Below are 20,048 nucleotides of genomic sequence, written 5' to 3' on the forward strand. Positions count from 1 at the left end.
TTGGGGAAACGAGAGAGTAAGTATGTGAATTTGAAGGTGACGGAACGTGGGTTTAAAAAATTATTCATTCTGATTACGAAAAATAAGTAACATAAAGTGTAAAACCCGTTCCACAATTGGGAACGGGTTTCTTTTAATGTTGACTAAATAAATCAGTGAGGTAGTTCATGAATGTTTGCAGATAACGGTCTTTATCGACGTTTACAGCAACTTTAACGTTTGGATTTGGATCATTCAACTTGGCGTTATTACCAATTGTCCGTCCATAATTTGGTCCTTCGTGGACAACTCTCATGAAGAGACTGATGGTTTTAACGAAACTTGGATCTAAAGAGACCCCCACTGCTAATGGATCATGCAGAGCACAGCCATTTTTATCAATATCAAGATTGTAGTAAGCATCAATGTAGAAATCGGTGATATCAGCGTATGCTTTACCAGCAGCAGTTCCTAGATCACGCCATTTCTGCGTTTCCCGCTTGGTTAACAGTGTTCGCAGTGTGACATCCAAGCCAACCATCGTTAATGGTAAATCTGGGTTGGATAACACAATGCTGGCCGCTTCAGCGTCTTGATGGATATTTGCTTCAGCAGCTCCCGTCACGTTTCCTTCAACGGTTAACGCTCCACCCATGAAGGTAACATTACCAATCAATTTGGCGATTTCTGGATCCTTTTCTAAGGCTGCCGCAAGGTTTGTCATTGGACCGGTTGGTACAATAATTAAATCTTTGCCATACTTGTGGGCAGCTTCAATGTAAAAGTCAACACCAGATTGGCTTTCAACTTGACGTTGCGGATTTGGCAACTGAACTTCACCAATTCCATTCTTACCATGAATGTCAAGGGAGACCTGCATGACGTCAAAGTGGTCAGTTGTACTTGAATGAGCCAATCCCTTAAAAACCGGAACGTCAGTCTGACCAAGCAGTTCCAATAACTTGAGACTGTTTTGGGCACAAACGTCAATTAAATTATTGCCATAGGATGAAACGATCCCAATGAGATCCACATCCGGGGCCGCCGTTGCGTATGCAATTGCTAAAGCATCATCAACCCCAGTATCCAAATCTAAAATCATTTTTTTCTTTGCCATAACCGTACCTCCATTGGAATTAAATATACTTTTATTTTAAGCGACTAATAGAGAAAAGACAATCGAAACCAAGCGGTAGCGTTTTCGATGTTCGGATTATTCGTTAGCAATGAACATGATACAATGATGATAAAATGAGTTACAGATTAATAAGGGAGAATGATGAGATGACAGACCAACTTCATGACGTTAGTGTAATCGGCGGAGGACCCGCAGGAATGTTTGCCGCCTTTTATGCTGGATTGCACGAATTAGATACACAATTAATTGAAGCGTTACCCCAATTAGGTGGACAGGTGCGCGCGTTATACCCGGAAAAGCAAATTTGGGATGTTGCTGGTAAAGCGGGGGTGACAGGAGCACAGTTAATTAGTGATTTAGAAGAACAGCTAGGTCATGCTAAGATTAACTATCAGTTATCAACGAAAGTGACGGAAGTCGTTAAAGACCAGGATGGCTACTTTACGATCATTAGTAATCGGGGGACTTTTCGTTCCAAAGCGATTGTGATTGCGATGGGGAATGGTGCCTTTGCGCCACGACCATTCAAAGTAGAAGGAATTGAACAGATTGATGAACAGCGGATTAATTACTTTATTCAACATAAAGCTCAGTTCAAGAATCAACGGGTTGCAGTTCTCGGTGGTGGTAATTCAGCAATGGATATGGCCTTAATGTTGGAACCGTTGGCAAGCGAAGTGTATTTAGTTCACCGTCGTGACCAATTTCGGGGGTTACCAGCAACGTTAACGCAGTTACAAAAATCACAGGTGCATTTACAGACCCCATTTTTACCGAAGAAGATTAGTCAAACTGAGGATGGGACAATTACTTTACAGCTAAAAAAGATGCGGAGTGATGAAGAAACTCTGCTGAACGTGGACCAAGTGGTTGTCAATTATGGATTTACGTCGAATAACGCGGCTTTAAACGAATGGTCATTGGATTTAGCAACGGAGCGGCATTTAATTAAAGTCGATTCTACCATGATGACCAGTATTGAAGGGGTCTACGCAATTGGGGACGGAAATACTTATCCTGGGAAAGTACCGTTGATTGCAACTGGTCTGGGTGAGGCTCCTTTAGCAATCAATGATTTGGCAAGACGGCTCTATCCCGATAAACGGATGGCGACGCACAGCTCATCGATGAAGATTAAATAAGAATGGTTAATGATCAAGAAAATAAATAACGATCTAGAATGGACTGAACCACTCTAGGTCGTTATTTTGTAGGGATTAATTTAATTCTTGGTAGATATCGGATAATGGTTGCCGGACTTTCGGAGTAATTTCCTGATCACGGTAACCAAAGCTGACCATGACGGCAACGCCCCATTCTTCTGGATCCATGTAATGGTGATCAGCAAGGTATTGGTTCATTTGCGCATAGTTAAAGCCTTCAATTGGACAAGAATCAATATCTAGTGCTGCCGCAGCAGTCATCATATTCGCCATTGCAATGTAACACTGCCGAACCGACCATTCAAAAACATCATGAGAATTTTTAAGACCCAAATCTTGTTCTTGAAATTTCTTGAACTTTTGAGAAACGGCAGAGGTTGGTGAATAGTTCTTATGTTTAATATCATCAACCAAATGTTGAACGTAGTGACTATCGTAAGTCACGTTTTTATATGCGAGAATGACTAACAATTTATCAGCGCCGTTAATACTGTTTGCGGCACCCCACGCAAACGGTTTAATTGCTTCTTGGTCGTGTCGATTGTTTATTAACAAGAATTTCCAGGGTTCATACCCGAAAGAACTCGGTGATAAACGTCCAACTTCGAGAATGGTTTGCCAATCATCGTTTGGGATATGTTGACCAGCGCGGTACTTTTTGGTGGCATACCGACGATGGGCGTTTTGAATTAGCAATTGTTGAATTTCTGGTTTATCCATTTTTGATGATCTCCTTTCAAGAACACTGAGGTATTTCCTGGGAAATTAATTATTTCCATCGGGATTAGTAATCTTGATCCGGTTAGAATCAGTTCGTGAGTGATTCTGTTCTGGAGCATTGGTGGAGTAGTCACTGACGGTAGACTGATTACCATTTTCACTATAGATACTGGTAGAACGATTACCCTTCTTCTTTTCAATTGCTTTAGCCTTCTTAAGACCGTTGGAGTAATTATAATTCTTTGGATTAACCTTCTTGAAGCCCTTTGGTGTGTAAAAGCGTAGTAAATTCTTTTCATTTAAGGAGTCTGAAAGACTTAACTCCTTGTTGACGAGCTGCGCTTGCTTTTTGAGCCATTTCTGTTGTGCCTTAGTCAAGTGGGCTTCTTTACCGGTTTGATTATCATAAATTGTCCCGCTAATACTTGTGTATTTAGGCGTTACAAAGTCGTGATTCCGGAAGGCAACTGTCTGACTATGTCTAGAACTAAAGAGGTCGGTTCCAAACATAATGTAGCGTTTAGAACTAATGCCGAGTAGGTGGAGGAGAGTTGGTAAGACATCAATTTCACCACCATAAGTATGTGAAATACCACCATGACCGCCAGATCCCGGGATTACAAACATCATTGGAACCCGTTGGAGTTGGGCATTGTCAAAGTCTGTCCATGTATCAGCGCTCTTGCCCAAGACACTGGCAAGACTTTTGTTAGCTGAATTAGAAATGCCGTAGTGGTCACCATAAATCATGATAATGGACTTCTTATCGAGGCCTGTCTTTTGCAGGTAGGCAAAGAATTCCTGGAGTGATTGATCAAGGTAGTGCGCAGTTTCGAAGTAACCATCAACAGTTGAATCACCGGTGTTAGTTGTTTGGAAGTTAGAATCCTTATCCTCATCGTCAATGGTAAATGGGAAGTGGTTAGAAACAGTCAAAAACTTTACATAGAAAGGCTGCTGAAGCGTCTGGAGATACTTAATCGAGTTTGCAAAGAGCAATTTATCCTTCAATCCATATCCCATGGCTTTATCACCAGAAGTATCATAGTAACTGGCATCAAAGAAGTATTGGAAACCGAGATTCTTATAAACGTTATTACGGTTCCAGAAACTAGCTACGTTACCGTGGGAAACCGCACTGGTATATCCAGCACGTTGGTTCAAAATTGCGGGCGCAGCTTCAAAGGTGTTATCACTACCCAATGTAGCAAATAATGACCCTTGCGGTAAACCGAAGGTACTGGTTTCTAGCATATTTTCCGCATCAGAGGTCTTTCCTTGGCCCACTTGATGGAAAAAGTTATCAAAAGCGTAGGTATCATTGCCGTGATAAAGTGAATTTAGGAAGGGAGTAACCTCTTGGCCGTTAATTTTCTTGTCGATCAAAAATTGTTGAAAACTTTCTAAGTGAATGACAATCACATTCCGGCCCTTGGCAATTCCAAACATTTTGGAGTTAGCCGGCGCAAAGTGCTGATCGGTGAATTTCTTGACAGAAGTTAATTCAGAACGGGTCGCACTTTTGCGCATATTATCGATATGTTGAGACTTAGCTAAATCGTAACCAGTAAAAGCATCAATTCCTAAATACTTAACAATGTATGAGCGATCAAAGGTCCGCCCTAAGAATTGGGGACGGTTAAATTCCGCGACCATTAAGTTTAAGCCAAACATCAATACCGATAATGAGGTAAATGAAAAGGCTAAGCGGTTACTAATGGCACGGGGATCAAACTTAATTTTACGAAAGAGCATCAACAAAAGGATTACGACAATATCGGCCCAATATAATAAATCATGGACGTTTGTCAATGCTAATGAACTACCACTGAGCCCTTGATTGACCTTCGAATAGCCGGTCATGGTGGCGACCGTCATAAAGTCGGTGAACTCTCGATAGTAGATAACGTTGAGATATAAAAGTAACGTATTAAGAATATCTAGTCCCATCAATACCGGGTAGAAAAACCGGGACCGTTTAAAATAAAAGGCGAGACTAAATAGGAAGATTGTCGTTGCTAAGGGGTTGATTAGTAAAATTGCGTACTGGATGATTCCAGATGCCCCTAATTTAAAATCTGTGAAGTACGCGATTAACGTCTTCAACCAAAAAAGGACGACCAGGAGACCGCAAAAGCCGATCCGGGTGTCCACAAGTTGACCTATTTTTTTCATTAGGTGATTTCCTCGCAGTTCCAGAATGTTGTTGGTAATTAAACGATCCCTATTTTAACACATTCTGCTATTGAGAAGCGTTCCACCCTAAATTGTTGCATAATCTTAATCATCAATCATGACCGGCTCCGTTAGCCAATCATAGCGGAAAAGTTGCCGTAATTTTGTATTGACCGGGATCCAAATTTTGTTATGCCAAATATCTTTTAGGGCAGCACGGAAAACTTGGTCCCGTTGGTGTTGTGGTGAAAGGGAGAGGCGCAGGATCCGTCCTTGTTCCGTTTTAACGACCACGTGGGTCTTGGACATACTAATAATCTGGGCGGCAGCAATATCAGTCTGACGATTTGGTTGTCTTAATTTCATTAAAATCATTCCCTTCATACTGTTATAGTAATTGGCAATTGTGAAGAAAGTATGCCCGATTTAGTAAGTGATTCTTAAATCGGGTGGTAGAATGAATTTAAATAAGGGAGGTTGCGGAAATTATGAAACGAAATATCTATCTGGTTCGTCACGGGCAAACCTACTACAACATTTATAATAAGCTGCAGGGATGGAGTAATTCACCACTGACTGATCAGGGGAAAGCGGATGCTCGCCAGGCGGCCGAACGGTTGAAAAACGTTCATTTTGATGCGGCATTCTGTTCGGATTTACCGCGGGCGGAAGAAACGTGTCAAACCATTTTGAATCTGAATGAAGCTGCTTCGATCAAAGCACCGATTGTGTCACCCTTTTTCCGGGAGGAATTTTACGGGGTGTATGAAGGGACGAATATGGATCAGGCGTGGTACTTAGCAGGAGCACCCCATGGCCTCAAAACGTTTCAAGAGATTGTAACAAAACATTCGATCGGGATGGCTAAAGATTGGTTGCATGATGCTGATCCATTCCACCATGCGGAAAATAATCAGCAGTATTGGCAGCGGATGGACCAGGGAATTAAATTAATTCGTGAAGCAAAATTACCAGCAGATGCGAATGTTCTTTGGGTGAGTCATGGTAATACTTGCTTAAGTTTGATTGAGCGTTATGGACAGGGAAAATATGACGTTACAAAACGCCCTGATAATGGCAGCCTCTCGAAATTAATCATGACGGATGATGATATTCAAGTCGCTTTTTATAATCAAAAATAAAAAAGGCACGCAGTTTGCGTGCCTTTTCTATTTACATCGTTTCAAGATTGTTAGTCATTTCAGTAGCGTCTGCTGCAGATGTCCGGAATCGATTCTTGGCTAATTGACGATAATAAAGGGCGTTTGTGGTTTGCATGTAATGACGTAACCAGAGGAACCCAATTCCACAGGTAAAGATGCACAGAATAGCCCAGCCCAGAAAACTAAGCTGTAAGACAAAAAATTCCCACTTATGACCATCCATCAATTGCTTACTCTTGGTGATCGCTTCGGTAGCTTGAACTTCCCGCCCAGAATCAACCATGTCCTTGGCGATAAAAAAGGCCTGTGAGTTAATAATGCCTGGCACAATCAGCAAGATCGTCCATAGTAAAACAAAGATGGTTTGCAATAACCATGTTAGAAAAACCGGGAGCAGTCGGCTGTTGGTAAATGCTGAAAACATTGCAGAAAAGTAGTTGGTTTCTTTTTTACCCGCTACCAGATCCAGAAAAGTAAAGGCATATCCGGCAGTAATTAAGCCAGCAATAATTGAGCCAATTCCTCTAGTAGCGCCCGCAATCAAGCCTCCAATGATGGCGGTTAATAATGATAAAATCACTGCCCATTCCCAATTACCCCTTAACAAGAGCAAAGCAGTTTGTTTTAGTTTTGATCTATCCATAAATCAATCACTCCTCCAATTGTTATCATTGAGTATACAAAAAAGGAAAAGCCACTTCAACCGTAGCTTTTCCAATTATCAATGTTTAATTTTAAAGCCCATCGCCTAAGTTAAAGGCAATTTTAGATGATAATAAAGTTTGGTGAATGAGCTGATCGATTAAATCAGTGGTCTTTTCAGTGACGTGATCGGTCGTCTTAATATTTTCGTTTGTTAAGAACTCTTGCAATTCGTCACCGGAAAGGTTTTTAGCTTGTTCATCCACTTCGTCTAAACGACCAACAACGTAGCTTTGGGCATCATCCCGGTAAGCATTAACTTGGTTGATAAATTGGTGATACTTCGGTTCGATGATAACCGGTAGTAATTTGTACATCCAATAAGCACTGTCCAGGTTGAACTTGTCCGGAGCAAACTTGTAATTAGCTGGTGTATCAACGATGTTTGCATAGAACGGAACGTATGGACTATAGCAGTAGAAGCCAAACGCAATCCATTGGATCGCCGCCATATTTGCTGGGACATCATTCCGTAATTGGAGAATGCAAGAACTTTGGTTTCGATCCAGAGCAATTGAACGGAACTTTTGTTGATCCTCTTCGCTTCCGGACGAGTGAGTACCAAATGGATCGTATTGCGTGCCATTGTAGTGGGAGCTAAGGAAGAACTGGACATCTTCAATGGCAATTTTCTTTTCTGGTTTGCGGCAGAACGGCATATTTTGACTAGTTGGTTCTTGTTCAACACTCGGGTTAAACAGTCTTTGACCATACCAAGTCCGTGGGGTGTTGTAGTAACTATCTGCTTCATTTTGGGAACCAAAGATATTGCGGAAGTTAAAGTCAAGCGGATTTGGATTTAAGTGGTATTTCTCAACAAAATCACGAATCCCAGCGGCATACATGAAGTTGTCCTTATCATCAAATTCAATGTTTTCGATTACCATGATGTTTGGACAGATGGCATATGCGTCATCGGGGAGCCGTTGAGCAACCCATTGGTGACCACCAGCAGTCTCCATATACCAAACTTCATTTTGATCACTAAATGCAATCCCGTTAGTTTCAGCGGTTCCGTATTTTTCAATTAAACTACCTAATCGTTGAACCCCTTCTCGGGCACTGTTAACGAATGGCAAAACTAATGTGACCATCGCGTCTTCAGCAATTCCATTTTCAACCAATGGATCGTGACCAAGCACCCGTGGATTTGTCAATTCAGTTTCAGTCGCGGACATTGCCACGTTTTGTTCGTTAATCCCGGCTTCAAACCAGTCACCTTCACTTGGATTACCATTTGGGGTAGCAGTGTACCGGTATCCATGACCCTTTACTGGTACTTTAAGACCGGTGTATTTTGATTCGTAAGTGAGATCATAATCTTGGGAGGGGACAACTACAAACTTCTTGGTATTGATTGCTGTATGTGCGTCTTCATCCCGCGCGATGATTGTCGAACCATCAATGGAAGCCTTCTTGCCGACAATGATCGCCGTACAATCAGAGCTGAGTCGATTAAATTTGTCCATAAAAAACACTCCTTTAGTTAGATCTGTACAAAAACTATTATACGCCTTTAATAGCTTGGTGATCGAAAAATAAGGAGTGTTAGTAAATATTAATCTTTCGTTGAATTTTTAAATTCGTCAAAATTAAGAATGAGGTTTAGAACTACTGCCGCCAGACTTCCCATCACAACTCCGTTACCCAAGATAATTTGTAATTCTGTGTTGAGGTGTTGAAAGATTTGCGGATAGGCCGTGACACCTAGTCCGAGGCCAATTGATAGTGAGGCCACCATTAAATTACTGTTTTTGGAGAAATCAACCTTGTGAAGAATTTGCATCCCTTGAATGCCGACCATTCCAAACATAACGACCATCGCACCACCAAGAACTGGATCGGGAATCATCGTGGCTAATGCCCCGGCTTTGGGAAGTAAACCCAGGATTAGTAATAAGACCGCAGCGTAATAAACGGGCCGTCGTGACCGTACGCCTGACATCTTCAGGACCCCGACGTTTTGAGAGAAAGTTGAATATGGAAAGGTATTGAAAAGACCACCCAAAATGGCAGCAATCCCTTCTGCACGGTAACCACGTTTCATATCATTTTCGGTAATCTTTTGGTGCGTGGCTTCGGCAAGGGCAAAGTAAACTCCGGTGGATTCGATCATGGTGGTGAGGGCCACCAGAATCATAGTAATAATTGCCCCAGAGTTAAATGCTGGTACACCAAAGTAGAAAAAGCGGGGGAGGTGAAACCAAGCGGCGCTGGTAACAGGCTGGGTAGAAACCATTCCCCATGCTGCGGCCGCAAAGGAACCGATTAAAATACCGAGTAAGATTGCGATCGATTTGATGAAGCCCTTACCAAAGCGGTTAATGAGCACGATCACGATAATTGTTAAAAAGCCGATGACGAGGTTTTGCGGACTCCCGAATGATTTCGCAGTGGCGGTCCCACCACCAAGATTTTGAAAACCAACGGGTACTAACGTGAAGCCAATTACAGTAATGAGCGATCCAGTTACAACTGGCGGAAATAGTTTTTTCATTTTAGCGAAGTAGCCAGCAATTAAAAAGATGAAGATTCCGGCACAAATAATGGCCCCATACATGTAAGTAATGCCCATCTTGCTACCGATGGATTCCAGAGGGGCAACCGACTGGACAGCACAACCAAGAACGACTGGTAAACCAATTCCCATGAGTGGTGTGCGATGGAGTTGAAGTAGGGTGGCAATTCCACACATAAAGATGTCAATGGAAACGAGGTACGTCATTTGGGCAGTTGAAAAATGTAAGAAATTACCAATCAATAATGGAACTAAAACGTCTCCGGAATACATTGCCAAAAGGTGTTGAAAACCAAGGATGAGGTTCTTTCCAAAATTAGTAGTTGGTGCAGGCTGAATGGTTTGTTGTGTCAAGATAATCCTCCCTGAAATAAAAAACGGGCCCCATGTGGTGGACCCGTTCATTGTAACGATGCTTATAGTCTCATATTTACGGCATGAGGTAGAAACGTCCGGCCATATTACGGAAATATATAGGCAATATTTAATTGTAAGTATCTTAGCATAATTAACGAACAATCTCAATGATTATTTCCACCAATGGCGGTTAAAAGCGAACCAGATGGAAAGTGCCATCAAAATTAATGTGATAATAATGGTGATTTGCCATGCAAAGTCGTTTTGAGCGAACGGTAAGGTTTTGACATTTTCACCATAAAAGCCGGAAACAATTGGTGGGATTGCCAGGACAATGGAATAAACAGTTAAAAATTTCATGGCTTGGTTTAGGTTACTATCTAGAACCTTACTGTATGCATCGGAAACGCGGGCCGACACATCCGAAGTCATCTGGGCCATTTCAAGTCCCTGTTGGGCTTCGACAATGACATCATCGAGATCGTTACGTTGCTTGCGCGTCATCAGGTGGTTAAATCGGCGTTTGAATTCTTGCAGCAAGGAGACATTTCCCTGTAAGGAAGTCAAAATATAGACCAAACCGGTTTCGATTTCCATGAATTCGGTGATGGCTTTTCGTTCAGTATGCTTTTGCAGATTTCGTTGAATTTCTCGTCGTTGTTGATCAGCCCGGCGGATGGGACCAAAGTACGCCGTCGAAAGTTGATATAAAATCGGCAAAATAAAGTCAAACTGATCGGTTTGACTATCCCGTTGCTTGAGCTTCTCAAGTTGACGGGCAATGATACCATTAACGAAGTTGGTTTGTGCGTTAGTGAAGGTGAGCACATTATTGGTAGTCAACATAATGCCAATTGGCGCGGTTTGTGGGGCCGATAATTCGTGAGTTGGGACATAAACATCGAAAATTAAAAGAGTTAATCCAGCGTCAGGATCGCCTTCCACCCGGGCTTTTTCGTAAGGGTCGATTGCGTAATCCAGTAATTCCTGAGTCACTTCATACTTTTCAAACAAGGCTTCCCGTTCGTTGGGAAGCGGTTCAAAGACACTGACCCAGTAACCATGATCGTTAATTTTAACTGAACTAAGCACAATTTCACCTCCACAAATTAATTACTTATCGTTTATTATACGCTATTATAATATCAGGATTGAAGTAGAAATGAGGAGAATCTTTTGATAAAACCACGGTGGATAATAAGGGAACAATTGACTCCACAACAAGAACGATGCTCGGTCCGCTACTTACTCCAGCGGCAATGGGCGCTTCCAAGTAGACTAGTTCATTATTTACGGGTTCGGCGTCAAGTGTTAATTAACGGAACCTACCGGAATATGAATGAGCCAGTGGCGCCGGGTGAGCAGGTTACGCTTAATTTTGCTGGAGACGAGTTTCGAACGCCAACTTCTAATTATCGGCCGACACCATCACCAATGCTGGACGTTCTTTTTGAAAACCGTGATCTACTGGTTGTTAATAAGCCCGCGGGACAGAAGACACACCCCAACAAGCCGTTAGAAACGGGAACATTAATGAATGACGTGGCGGGCTACTTGCAAGACAGTTCTGCAGCGGCTTACATGGTGCACCGGATTGACCAAGCCACTAGTGGGGCAGTGATTGTCGCAAAAAATCCAGTGGTGGTGCCCATCCTCGATCGCTATATTGCGGCTGGAAAGATTCATCGGCGCTATGTTGCCGTCGTCGAAGGAACCCTTGCCAAAAAGTGCGGGCGATTTAGCTGGCCAATTGGTTTCGATCCGACTGATCAGCGAAAACGATGCGTTAATGGTTTAAAGGCCAAGCCAGCATTAACAAATTATCAGGTACTACAAACATCTGATAATTTAAGTTTGGTCCAGTTACAATTGCAGACGGGACGGACACACCAAATTCGGGTCCACTTAGCCCATAGTGGGCACCCAATTGTCGGTGATCCCTTATACAATGGTCGACCTTATTCACGGATGCTCCTCCATGGGATCGCTCAGCAGTTAGTGGTGCCGTTTAAGCAAACTTTACGTGAAATTTACGCTCCCCTCCCTAACTATTTTCCGCCGGCTCTGGTAAAATATGACCAGAAAGAATATAAGGGGGATATTAATTGTCACTTTTAGGGGAACTCTATGGACCGTTTTTTGATGGTCATAATTGGTTAACTGTTGTTGAGTCCGGTCAGGACTGGCTAATCATTTTATCGCTAGTATTAATTGAATGTCTGCTGTCTGTTGACAACGCCATTGTTCTGGCTGCCCAAACCAGAGTTCTGCCAACGTTAAAGGAACAAGAAGAGTCACTATTTTATGGTATTTGGGGGTCCTACCTTTTCCGCTTTTTAATTATTGGAATTGGGACATTTCTAATCAATTTTTGGGAAATCAAGGTCCTTGGGGCAATTTACCTGATGTATCTGTCATACCGTTTCTTTAAGAATCAACTAACCGGACAGCACCATCGTCGGCAACGAAAGAGTCGTGCAGCGGGATTAACTGGTCGGAAAAGATTTTGGGCAGTTGTCGCTCAAATTGAATTTATTGATATTGTGTTCTCAATCGATTCGGTTCTGGCATCATTAGCCGTTTCGTCAAATCCCGTCATTGTTTTGATTGGTGGTTTTATCGGGATTGCCTGTATGCGGGGAGTGGCTGAAATTATTATGCGCTTAATGCGTAAGATTCCAGAACTAGAGCCAATGGCATATGTCTTAATTTTCTTGATTGCAATTAAACTCTTCTTGACGATTCCAATGATTGATATTGAGATTCCCTCGGGACAGTTTGGGATTTTCATAGTTGGGGTATTTATTGCAACCTTTATTGTTCACTTTATTCGAAATCCGAAGGGCAAGGGTGAGCAACCACAAGTAAAGGAGGATGATAGTGATGATCGAAGCCACCATTGATAATTTTGACCAGTTAACCGCGGGTAAGCTGACAGTCGTTGATTTCTGGGCACCCTGGTGTGGACCATGTAAAATGATGGCGCCGGTAATGGAAGAAATGGCCCAAAAATATGGCGATCGAATTCAATTCGTCAAATTTAATGTTGATGATAATAAGGAAATTCCACAACGATACAAAGTGATGAGTATTCCGAGTCTCGTCCTGTTTCGGGATGGGCAAGCGAAGGAAAAGGTGACGGGCTTTTACAATGCCGCCCAACTTAGTCACTATTTTGAACGAAAATTGGGAGAAAACGATCAGTAATTTGAACAACAACAGTCTTTTGGAAACGGGTTTCGTTTTTGAAAGGCTGTTTTTAATATGAATTTAAACGATGGCATAAAATCACATTTCCAATAATTTTTCCGCATTATTTAAATCTGTAATTAAAACGTTCGCGTAACCACCAGTTAAGGCCGCATGAATTGCTGGTAATTTTTCAATTCCACCAGCGACTAAGATAGATTGGCGTTTATGTTTGAGATCCGCAAGTGGTAATGAGACAGTCCGTTGGGCGATTTGAGGTGCAGCAATAGTCCCATTTTTAGTAATGAATTGAGAGAGAATATCACCAACTGCATGGGCCTCTAAAAAATTAATTTGCTGCTGTGTGAAGTAGCCAAGTTGAAAAAGCATCGCTTCGGGCCGGGTAGTACCAACCGTAAAGAGAGCAATTTGGGCATTCTGACCCTGCTTAATAATGCGTTTAATGAATTGATCCTGGAGCACGAGATCACGAGTCTTTTGGTTATCAAAAATCACTGGGACGGGCAGGATCTCTGTCTGCGTGTGGAACGAGGTATTAAATTGCTGAGTAATAATGCTCGAATAGTTATTTCGTGATGAATTAGACACAGTTCCTTTGAGATAAACCGTTTGGACGTTCTTTTTCGTACTTGGCTGAAGGTACTTAGCAATCGCTGCCATGGTGGTTCCCCAAGTCAGCCCAATGGTATCGTTGTCCTCGACGATCGTGCCTAAGTAATTGGCAGCGAGTTCGCCGATTTGATTCAAAATACTTTGGTAGGAGTCGCCGACTTGGTCAGCCACTAAGACTTTTTTGAGATGGTATTTTTGGACTAGTTTTTGTGGCAGACTGGAAACCTGTTCAAATGGATTATTAATGGTAATTTGAACGATATTTTGATCTTGAGCCAGCTGAAGGAGGCGTGAAACCGTGGGCCGGGATAAAGCTAACTTTTTTGCAATTGCTGTTTGACTGATTTTATCAATGTAATACAACCGACTAACCGTAACGGCCGCCTTTAATTGGGCGGCATTTTTATTTGTAGTGACCATTGGTTTCACCCCCGCTAACGAGTATTTATTTTTACTATTTTTTACTATTTTTCATTTTAGTTATTTACAAATGTAAAAGCAAGGGTTAACATGAAAGCGTATTCAAGAAATGAAAACGCAATCATAAAGATTGTTGAGGAGGACAATTAGTTATGGAATTTAACAAGTACATTGATCACACATTATTAGCACCTGACGCTACTGAAGAACAAGTTGACACGGTGATTAAGCAAGCAATTGATAATCACTTCCACACTGTGATGATTAACCCATACTGGGTTGCTAAGACGCACAAGGCAGTTGCCGGGACTGATGTTAAGACTGCTTGCGTGATTGGATTCCCTCTCGGTGCGAACACCACCAAGATTAAGGTCGCAGAAGCACAAGATGCCATTGACAATGGTGTTGATGAATTAGACATGGTAATGAACATTGGTGAAATGAAGTCTGGTCATTACGATAAGGTTGAAAAAGACATTCAAGCAGTTGTGGATGCCGGGCACGCAGCAAATAAAGTTGTCAAAGTTATCATTGAAACCTGTCTCTTAACCGATGATGAAATTACCAAGGCTTCGGAAATTGTTGCTAAAACCGGGGCTGACTTTGTAAAGACTTCCACTGGCTTTTCTACTGAAGGTGCCACCGTTCATGCAGTTGAATTAATGTCAGCTGCAGTCAAGGGCAGCAACACGGCCGTTAAGGCTTCCGGTGGGATTCACAGTGCCGAAGAAGCACAAGCAATGATTGATGCCGGGGCAACTCGCTTAGGGGTCAGCCACAGTATGGCAATTATTGGTAAGGAATAATTAAACGAAGGTGAAAAATCATGAAACGTTTTAATTTAAGTCATGCAATGTTCTCTGATGCCAAGTATCTCCTTTATGAAGACGACAATTTTAAGGCAGAAACGTATAAATTTCCCGATGGTATCGAAGCTTTAAAGGTTTCCAACAGTCGTGGTTACCTAACATTATTACCATTTTATGGTTTGATCATTTGGGATGCCGTATTTGATGGCATTAACTTAAAGGAAAAGGATGGTTTTAAGCAGCCTCACTGGGGAAAGCAAATTGCTGATACCTATGGTGCCTTTGAATTTACTTCTGGTTTACTAGCCAATGGTAACCCTGGTCCAGAAGATCACCATGTACAACATGGGGAAGCAGCCACTGCACGGATGGACCACGCTTACTTAGAAATTGGCGATGATACCATCACTGTGCAAAGCGACTACGAATACATCAAGGGCTTCGGTGACCACTATATTGAAAAGCCATCAGTCACAATGCACAAAGACAGTGGCTTATTCGATATTCGTCAACACGTTAAGAACTTATCTGGCTGTGCACCAATGACCTTACAATACATGTGCCACCTCTGCTATGCCTATGTTGACAACGCCGTGATGACTTCTAACATTCCAGACGAAGCTTTCCAATTACGGACTTCAGTACCTGATCACGTTCACCCAACTCCTGAATGGACTAAGTTTACGGATGAACTGGAGAAGAGTGGCAAGATGATTGATAAATTGGACGATGCCAGTCACTATGACCCAGAAATCGTCTTCTTCTCTAAAGATTTACGGAAGTACACAGATAAAGCAGAATTCCGGATGGACTTAGGAAATGGTCATAACTTCTTGACAACTTATGAGACAGAAAACTTGCCAATTGTTACTCGTTGGATTCTCTACAATGCTGACCAACAAGTTGCTGCTTACTGTCTTCCAGGAACGTGTACCCCAGAAGGTCAAGCGGCTGCGAAGAAGGCTGGTACATTAATCATGCTCCAACCAGGTGAAGAAAAAGACTTCCACGTTGTAACTGGACTCGAAAAATAGGAGGGTGTAGAAGATGACTCACGACATTACAGTAATTGGTTCCAACATGATGGAACTTTCAACAGATATTGATCGGATGCCAAAACTTGGTGAAACTGTGGCGGCACCTGATTTTCACATGGCCTTTGGGGGCAAAGGTGCAAACCAAGCCTATGCGGCCTCACAATTGGGATCTAACGTGGCAATGATTTCCAAAGTTGGTTCCGATATGCTGGGTCGTGAGTATCTAAAGCACTTTAAAGAAAGCGGTATTGATGTTGCCGGAGTTAGTGTTGGTAAAAAGAGTAACGGGGTTGCGCCGTGCTTCATTCAAGGGAACATGAACAGCATTATTATTGTGCAAGGTGCCAATAGTGAATTGACACCAGATGTGCTGGAAGACTACCGCGATATTATTAAAAATTCGAAGTTGATTGTTCTCCAACAAGAAATTTCACTTGAAACTGACTACCGGGCAATTGAAATAGCGCATGAATATGGGGTACCAGTAATGCTCAACCCAGCACCGGCTAATGACCATATTGACATTCAGCATGTGGCAATGTGTGAGTTCTATTCACCAAATGAAACGGAATTAGGCCGTTTGACCAAGATGCCAATTGATACAATTGATCAAATTAAGGCGGCCGCTCATAAGCTCGTTGATCTGGGAGTTAAAAACGTGATTGTTACAATTGGTTCCCGGGGCGCACTCTGGGTAAGCAAGGATCATGAAGAATTGATTCCGTCATACAAAGTGGATGCAGTAGATTCAATTGGTGCAGGTGACTCGTTTGTTGGTGCCTTCTCCCACTACTACACACAAGGTGAAGATATCAGCACGGCACTCAAGCATGCGAACGCATATGCTGCCGTTACGGTCACTCGTGCCGGTAGTCAAACCTCATACCCGACTGCCAAGGAATTACCAGCTTTGCAACGGAAGTTGGGAATCGACGTCACCGATGAATTAGTTGGTGCATAACGTTGTTTTAAAGAGAAGCACAACAATAGCGAACGTGCTTCTCTTTTTTTAGAGGTGAATTGGTGTTAACTTTCACAAGCAAACCGATTTCAATTCACTGATTTTATTGAATGCGTTTGCAAATGTTCGAAACATCTACAGAAAAAATTTTAAAAAATTTTGAGGAATGTGAAAGGCCGAGCGTATACGTTTTCATGATGTTTTCATTGTTAAAACGTTAAACTTGTTGACGGAATGCGCTTGCAAACGATTTCTTGGTATGGTAAATTATGATCGTTAAGAAAATGTAAAACGGTTTACGTGATTTTACTGAACAAGGAGGATGACAGAATGTCAAACAAGATTGCTGTTCTGGGTAGTATTAATGTTGATACTACTTACCACATGGATCGCTTCCCACAACCTGGAGAAACTTTACAAGCTAAGGATAAGTCCTCAGCTCCTGGTGGAAAGGGTGCTAACCAATCAGTTGCCTGTGCACGGTCTGGTGCTAAGACTTATCACATCGGCATGGTTGGCGCTGACCAAGAAGGCCAATTTATGCGTGAATCAATGCAAGAAGATGGTATTGACACGAAGTTTGTTGGCATTGACAAGATGCATGGTACCGGGACTGCGATGATCACTTTGGATGCTGAAGGCCAAAATGACATCATGGTATACGGTGGTGCTAACCAAGCTATGACAACGGATGTTTTGAAGAACACTGATGATTTATTTAAAGAAATTGATTTCATCATTACTCAATTTGAAACACCACAAAAAGTTTCTGCTGAAGCCTTTAAGCGGGCAAAGGAAAATGGCGTAACCACCATTTTGAACCCCGCACCAGCCAAGGATATTGATCCAGAATTGTTGAAGTACACTGATGTGATTGCACCAAACGAAACGGAAAGTGCTTTACTCACGGGGATCGAGATTACCGATGAAGATTCCATGATCAAGACGGCTGAATACTTCAAAGCTAAGGGCGTACCGAACCTGCTGATCACATTAGGTTCAAAAGGGGTCTTCTACTCCACACCAAATGATCATGGCTTGGTTCCAGCGTTCAAAGTTAAGCCAGTTGATACCACTGCTGCTGGGGATACTTTCATCGGCGCATTGACTTCACAATTGAAGAAGGACTTGAGTAATATTGCGGATGCCTTGGTATACGCGCAACGGGCTTCTAGTCTTACTGTTCAAAAGATGGGGGCTGCACCTTCAATTCCAACCTACGATGAAGTTAAAGCAGCCTTAGCCGAAAGTGGCAAGTAGAATACTACGAAAGGGGAATATTAAAATGAAAAAAACAGGAATTTTAAATTCAGAAGTTGCATCAGTTGTTGCTGGAATGGGTCACATGGATTGGCTTTCAATCGGTGATGCCGGAATGCCAGTACCAATGGGTACAAAGAAGATTGACCTTTGTGTTGATAAAGAATTACCAAGCTTCATGGATGTTCTCAAGAATGTTTTGAAGGAAATGAAGGTCCAAAAGATTTACTTAGCGGACGAAATTAAGGATCAAAACCCTGAACAATTGGAAAACATCAAAAAGGCATTGCCAGATGTTGAAATTGAATTTATGCCCCACGCGGACTTAAAGAAGAACTTGGCCAAGACCCACGCCTTTATTCGGACTGGTGAAATGACGCCATACTCCAACATTATTCTTGAATCTGGTGTAACATTCTAAAGCTTAATTAGAAAGAGGTTTAATAATGGATAGTACAAAAAAGCAATCATGGGTTCAATATCCCGATGGTTACCTTAGCAAAACGCCAATTTGGCAATACATTTTAGTTACTTTAGTTTTCCCATTCTGGGCAATGGCCGCAGCCTTAAACGATATTTTAATTACCCAGTTTAAGACGGTCTTTACTTTGAATGATACTGCTACAGCACTTGTTCAATTTGCCTTCTACGGTGGTTACTTCTTACTGGCATTGCCAGCTGCAGCCATCATTCGGAAGAACACATATAAATTTGCTATTTTAACTGGTTTAACATTCTTTATTATCGGTTGTGCCTTGTTCTTCCCTGCATCTCACATGGCTACTTATGGAATGTTCTTAGGTGCGGTTTTCGTTATCGCCATTGGTTTAAGTTTCCTGGAAACTTCATGTGATACTTATTCCACAATGATCGGGCCAAAGAGTACTGCAAACCTGCGGATTAACATTTCCCAATTATTAATTCCAATTGGTAACATCACTGGGATTGTGTTAGGTAAGTACTTAGTCTTTGCCGGCCACGGTAACATGGAAGACGAAGTTAAGGGAATGAGTGCTGCTGAAAAGTTGGCATACAACAAAGAAGTTCTTCAATTAACTTTGAAGCCATACAAGTACATCTTAGTTGCCTTAATTATTCTCTTTATTTTAATTGCCATTACTAAGATGCCATACTCCAAGGCTGCACCAAAGAAGGATGCCCAAGGGGTTGAAGAAAAGAAGCCATCAACTGGTGAATCAGTTGGCTACTTAATTCATAACAAGCGCTTCATGAAGGCGGTTGGGGCACAATTCCTTTACGCCGGAATGCAGACTTGTGTTTGGTCATTTACGATTCGTTTTGCTTTACGGATTATCCCAGGCATTACTGACCACGCGGCTACTAACTACATGATTATTGGTTACGCTGCCTTCTTTATTGGTAAGCTACCTGCTACTTGGTTAATGCACCGCTTCTCAATTACCAAGGTTATGACTTGGTACGGTATTCTTGGGACATTGAGTCTGGTCTTCGCCTTTACTTACCATGGAACTGCTGCTATTTGGGGTGCCGTAATGAGTGACTTCTTCTTTGGACCATTCTGGCCAACGATTTACGCTCACGGTTTGGATCAAGTTCACGAAAAGAAGTACACCGAAACTGGTGGTGCCTTCATGGTTATGTCCTTGATCGGTGGTTCATTAGTTCCATTACTGATGGGGCGGGTATCTGACCTTTCTGGTTCAATGCAACTTTCCTTCGTTGTTCCAGCAGTATGTTTCGCTTTGATTGCGATCTACTTCTTCAGCGAACACCGTTGGGAACAAGCTCACCCAGACCAAGTTCAAGAACACTAATCTGGATGGATAAAAATGATATAATAAA

At 42.2% G+C, this 20,048-nt stretch carries 20 protein-coding genes and 1 riboswitch; of the genes, 11 read left to right on the forward strand and 9 right to left on the reverse strand.

The features are described from left to right. Positions 1–133: 133 nt before the first annotated feature. The gene (locus AC1EKL_RS02590) at positions 134–1,096 is read right to left on the reverse strand and encodes a nucleoside hydrolase (RefSeq protein ID WP_480188420.1); all 963 of its coding nucleotides are present in this window, start codon (positions 1,094–1,096) and stop codon (positions 134–136) included. 167 nt (positions 1,097–1,263) lie between these two features. Between AC1EKL_RS02590 and AC1EKL_RS02595 the strand changes: the two genes are divergently transcribed. Further along, entirely contained in the window at positions 1,264–2,259 is a 996-nt protein-coding gene (locus AC1EKL_RS02595; RefSeq protein ID WP_480188419.1) for an NAD(P)/FAD-dependent oxidoreductase, read from the forward strand. 75 nt (positions 2,260–2,334) lie between these two features. Here AC1EKL_RS02595 and AC1EKL_RS02600 read toward each other — a convergent pair whose 3' ends face one another. The 3 genes from AC1EKL_RS02600 to AC1EKL_RS02610 form a co-directional block, all read right to left on the reverse strand. After that, the gene (locus tag AC1EKL_RS02600; RefSeq protein ID WP_480188418.1) at positions 2,335–3,000 is read right to left on the reverse strand and encodes an NAD(P)H-dependent oxidoreductase; all 666 of its coding nucleotides are present in this window, start codon (positions 2,998–3,000) and stop codon (positions 2,335–2,337) included. A gap of 45 nt (positions 3,001–3,045) precedes the next feature. Further along, positions 3,046–5,175, reverse strand: a complete 2,130-nt coding sequence (locus tag AC1EKL_RS02605) for an LTA synthase family protein (RefSeq protein ID WP_480190192.1) — start codon at positions 5,173–5,175, stop codon at positions 3,046–3,048. Positions 5,176–5,280: 105 nt separating this feature from the next. After that, positions 5,281–5,541, reverse strand: coding sequence for a hypothetical protein (locus AC1EKL_RS02610; protein WP_480188416.1), 261 nt, complete (start codon positions 5,539–5,541; stop codon positions 5,281–5,283). A 119-nt stretch (positions 5,542–5,660) separates the two neighbouring features. On the opposite strand from AC1EKL_RS02610, the gene AC1EKL_RS02615 reads away from it, so the two are divergent. After that, positions 5,661–6,317, forward strand: a complete 657-nt coding sequence (locus tag AC1EKL_RS02615) for a histidine phosphatase family protein (protein WP_480188488.1) — start codon at positions 5,661–5,663, stop codon at positions 6,315–6,317. A gap of 31 nt (positions 6,318–6,348) precedes the next feature. On the opposite strand, the gene AC1EKL_RS02620 is transcribed toward AC1EKL_RS02615, so the two are convergent. The 4 genes from AC1EKL_RS02620 to AC1EKL_RS02635 form a co-directional block, all read right to left on the reverse strand. Continuing rightward, positions 6,349–6,981 (reverse strand): DUF975 family protein, encoded by a 633-nt coding sequence (locus tag AC1EKL_RS02620; protein ID WP_480188415.1) that lies wholly within the window; start codon positions 6,979–6,981, stop codon positions 6,349–6,351. Between the two features lie 91 nt (positions 6,982–7,072). Beyond that, a complete protein-coding gene (locus tag AC1EKL_RS02625) occupies positions 7,073–8,509 on the reverse strand; it encodes a C69 family dipeptidase (protein ID WP_480188414.1) in 1,437 nt (478 codons plus the stop codon). Positions 8,510–8,598: 89 nt separating this feature from the next. Next, positions 8,599–9,912 carry a nucleobase:cation symporter-2 family protein gene (locus AC1EKL_RS02630; protein WP_480188413.1) on the reverse strand — a complete coding sequence of 438 codons (1,314 nt, stop codon included), beginning with the start codon at positions 9,910–9,912 and terminating at the stop codon, positions 8,599–8,601. A 45-nt stretch (positions 9,913–9,957) separates the two neighbouring features. Next, a riboswitch (purine riboswitch) is annotated at positions 9,958–10,055 on the reverse strand. 31 nt (positions 10,056–10,086) lie between these two features. Continuing rightward, positions 10,087–11,007: a magnesium transporter CorA family protein gene (locus AC1EKL_RS02635; protein ID WP_480188412.1), complete on the reverse strand. Its 921-nt coding sequence runs from the start codon at positions 11,005–11,007 to the stop codon at positions 10,087–10,089. An 87-nt stretch (positions 11,008–11,094) separates the two neighbouring features. On the opposite strand from AC1EKL_RS02635, the gene AC1EKL_RS02640 reads away from it, so the two are divergent. The 3 genes from AC1EKL_RS02640 to trxA are packed head-to-tail and all read left to right on the forward strand — an operon-like array spanning position 11,095 to position 13,122. Next, positions 11,095–12,033: an RluA family pseudouridine synthase gene (locus AC1EKL_RS02640; protein WP_480188487.1), complete on the forward strand. Its 939-nt coding sequence runs from the start codon at positions 11,095–11,097 to the stop codon at positions 12,031–12,033. Next, positions 12,021–12,818 carry a TerC family protein gene (locus AC1EKL_RS02645; protein ID WP_480188411.1) on the forward strand — a complete coding sequence of 266 codons (798 nt, stop codon included), beginning with the start codon at positions 12,021–12,023 and terminating at the stop codon, positions 12,816–12,818. Before AC1EKL_RS02640 ends, AC1EKL_RS02645 begins: the two co-directional genes overlap by 13 nt. Then, positions 12,796–13,122, forward strand: a complete 327-nt coding sequence (gene trxA / locus AC1EKL_RS02650; RefSeq protein WP_480188410.1) for a thioredoxin — start codon at positions 12,796–12,798, stop codon at positions 13,120–13,122. Before AC1EKL_RS02645 ends, trxA begins: the two co-directional genes overlap by 23 nt. Before the next feature lie 81 nt (positions 13,123–13,203). Here the strand turns inward: trxA and AC1EKL_RS02655 are convergent, their stop codons facing one another. Continuing rightward, positions 13,204–14,157, reverse strand: coding sequence for a sugar-binding transcriptional regulator (locus tag AC1EKL_RS02655; protein ID WP_480188409.1), 954 nt, complete (start codon positions 14,155–14,157; stop codon positions 13,204–13,206). A gap of 152 nt (positions 14,158–14,309) precedes the next feature. On the opposite strand from AC1EKL_RS02655, the gene deoC reads away from it, so the two are divergent. From deoC to fucP, 6 genes are all read left to right on the forward strand, one after another. Beyond that, on the forward strand, positions 14,310–14,963 hold the full coding sequence (deoC, locus tag AC1EKL_RS02660; RefSeq protein ID WP_480188408.1) for a deoxyribose-phosphate aldolase: 654 nt from the start codon (positions 14,310–14,312) through the stop codon (positions 14,961–14,963). A gap of 20 nt (positions 14,964–14,983) precedes the next feature. After that, positions 14,984–16,000, forward strand: coding sequence for an aldose 1-epimerase family protein (locus AC1EKL_RS02665; RefSeq protein ID WP_480188407.1), 1,017 nt, complete (start codon positions 14,984–14,986; stop codon positions 15,998–16,000). Positions 16,001–16,013: 13 nt separating this feature from the next. Next, complete coding sequence (rbsK, locus tag AC1EKL_RS02670; RefSeq protein WP_480188406.1) at positions 16,014–16,964, forward strand: ribokinase; 951 nt, start codon at positions 16,014–16,016, stop codon at positions 16,962–16,964. A gap of 330 nt (positions 16,965–17,294) precedes the next feature. Then, entirely contained in the window at positions 17,295–18,224 is a 930-nt protein-coding gene (gene rbsK, locus AC1EKL_RS02675; protein ID WP_480188405.1) for a ribokinase, read from the forward strand. Positions 18,225–18,249: 25 nt separating this feature from the next. Next, positions 18,250–18,645, forward strand: coding sequence for a D-ribose pyranase (gene rbsD, locus AC1EKL_RS02680; protein ID WP_006916505.1), 396 nt, complete (start codon positions 18,250–18,252; stop codon positions 18,643–18,645). 25 nt (positions 18,646–18,670) lie between these two features. Next, the gene (fucP, locus tag AC1EKL_RS02685; protein ID WP_480188404.1) at positions 18,671–20,020 is read left to right on the forward strand and encodes an L-fucose:H+ symporter permease; all 1,350 of its coding nucleotides are present in this window, start codon (positions 18,671–18,673) and stop codon (positions 20,018–20,020) included. The last annotated feature ends 28 nt before the right edge of the window (positions 20,021–20,048 follow it).

This window comes from Limosilactobacillus sp. C0001E2, from assembly GCF_056590915.1.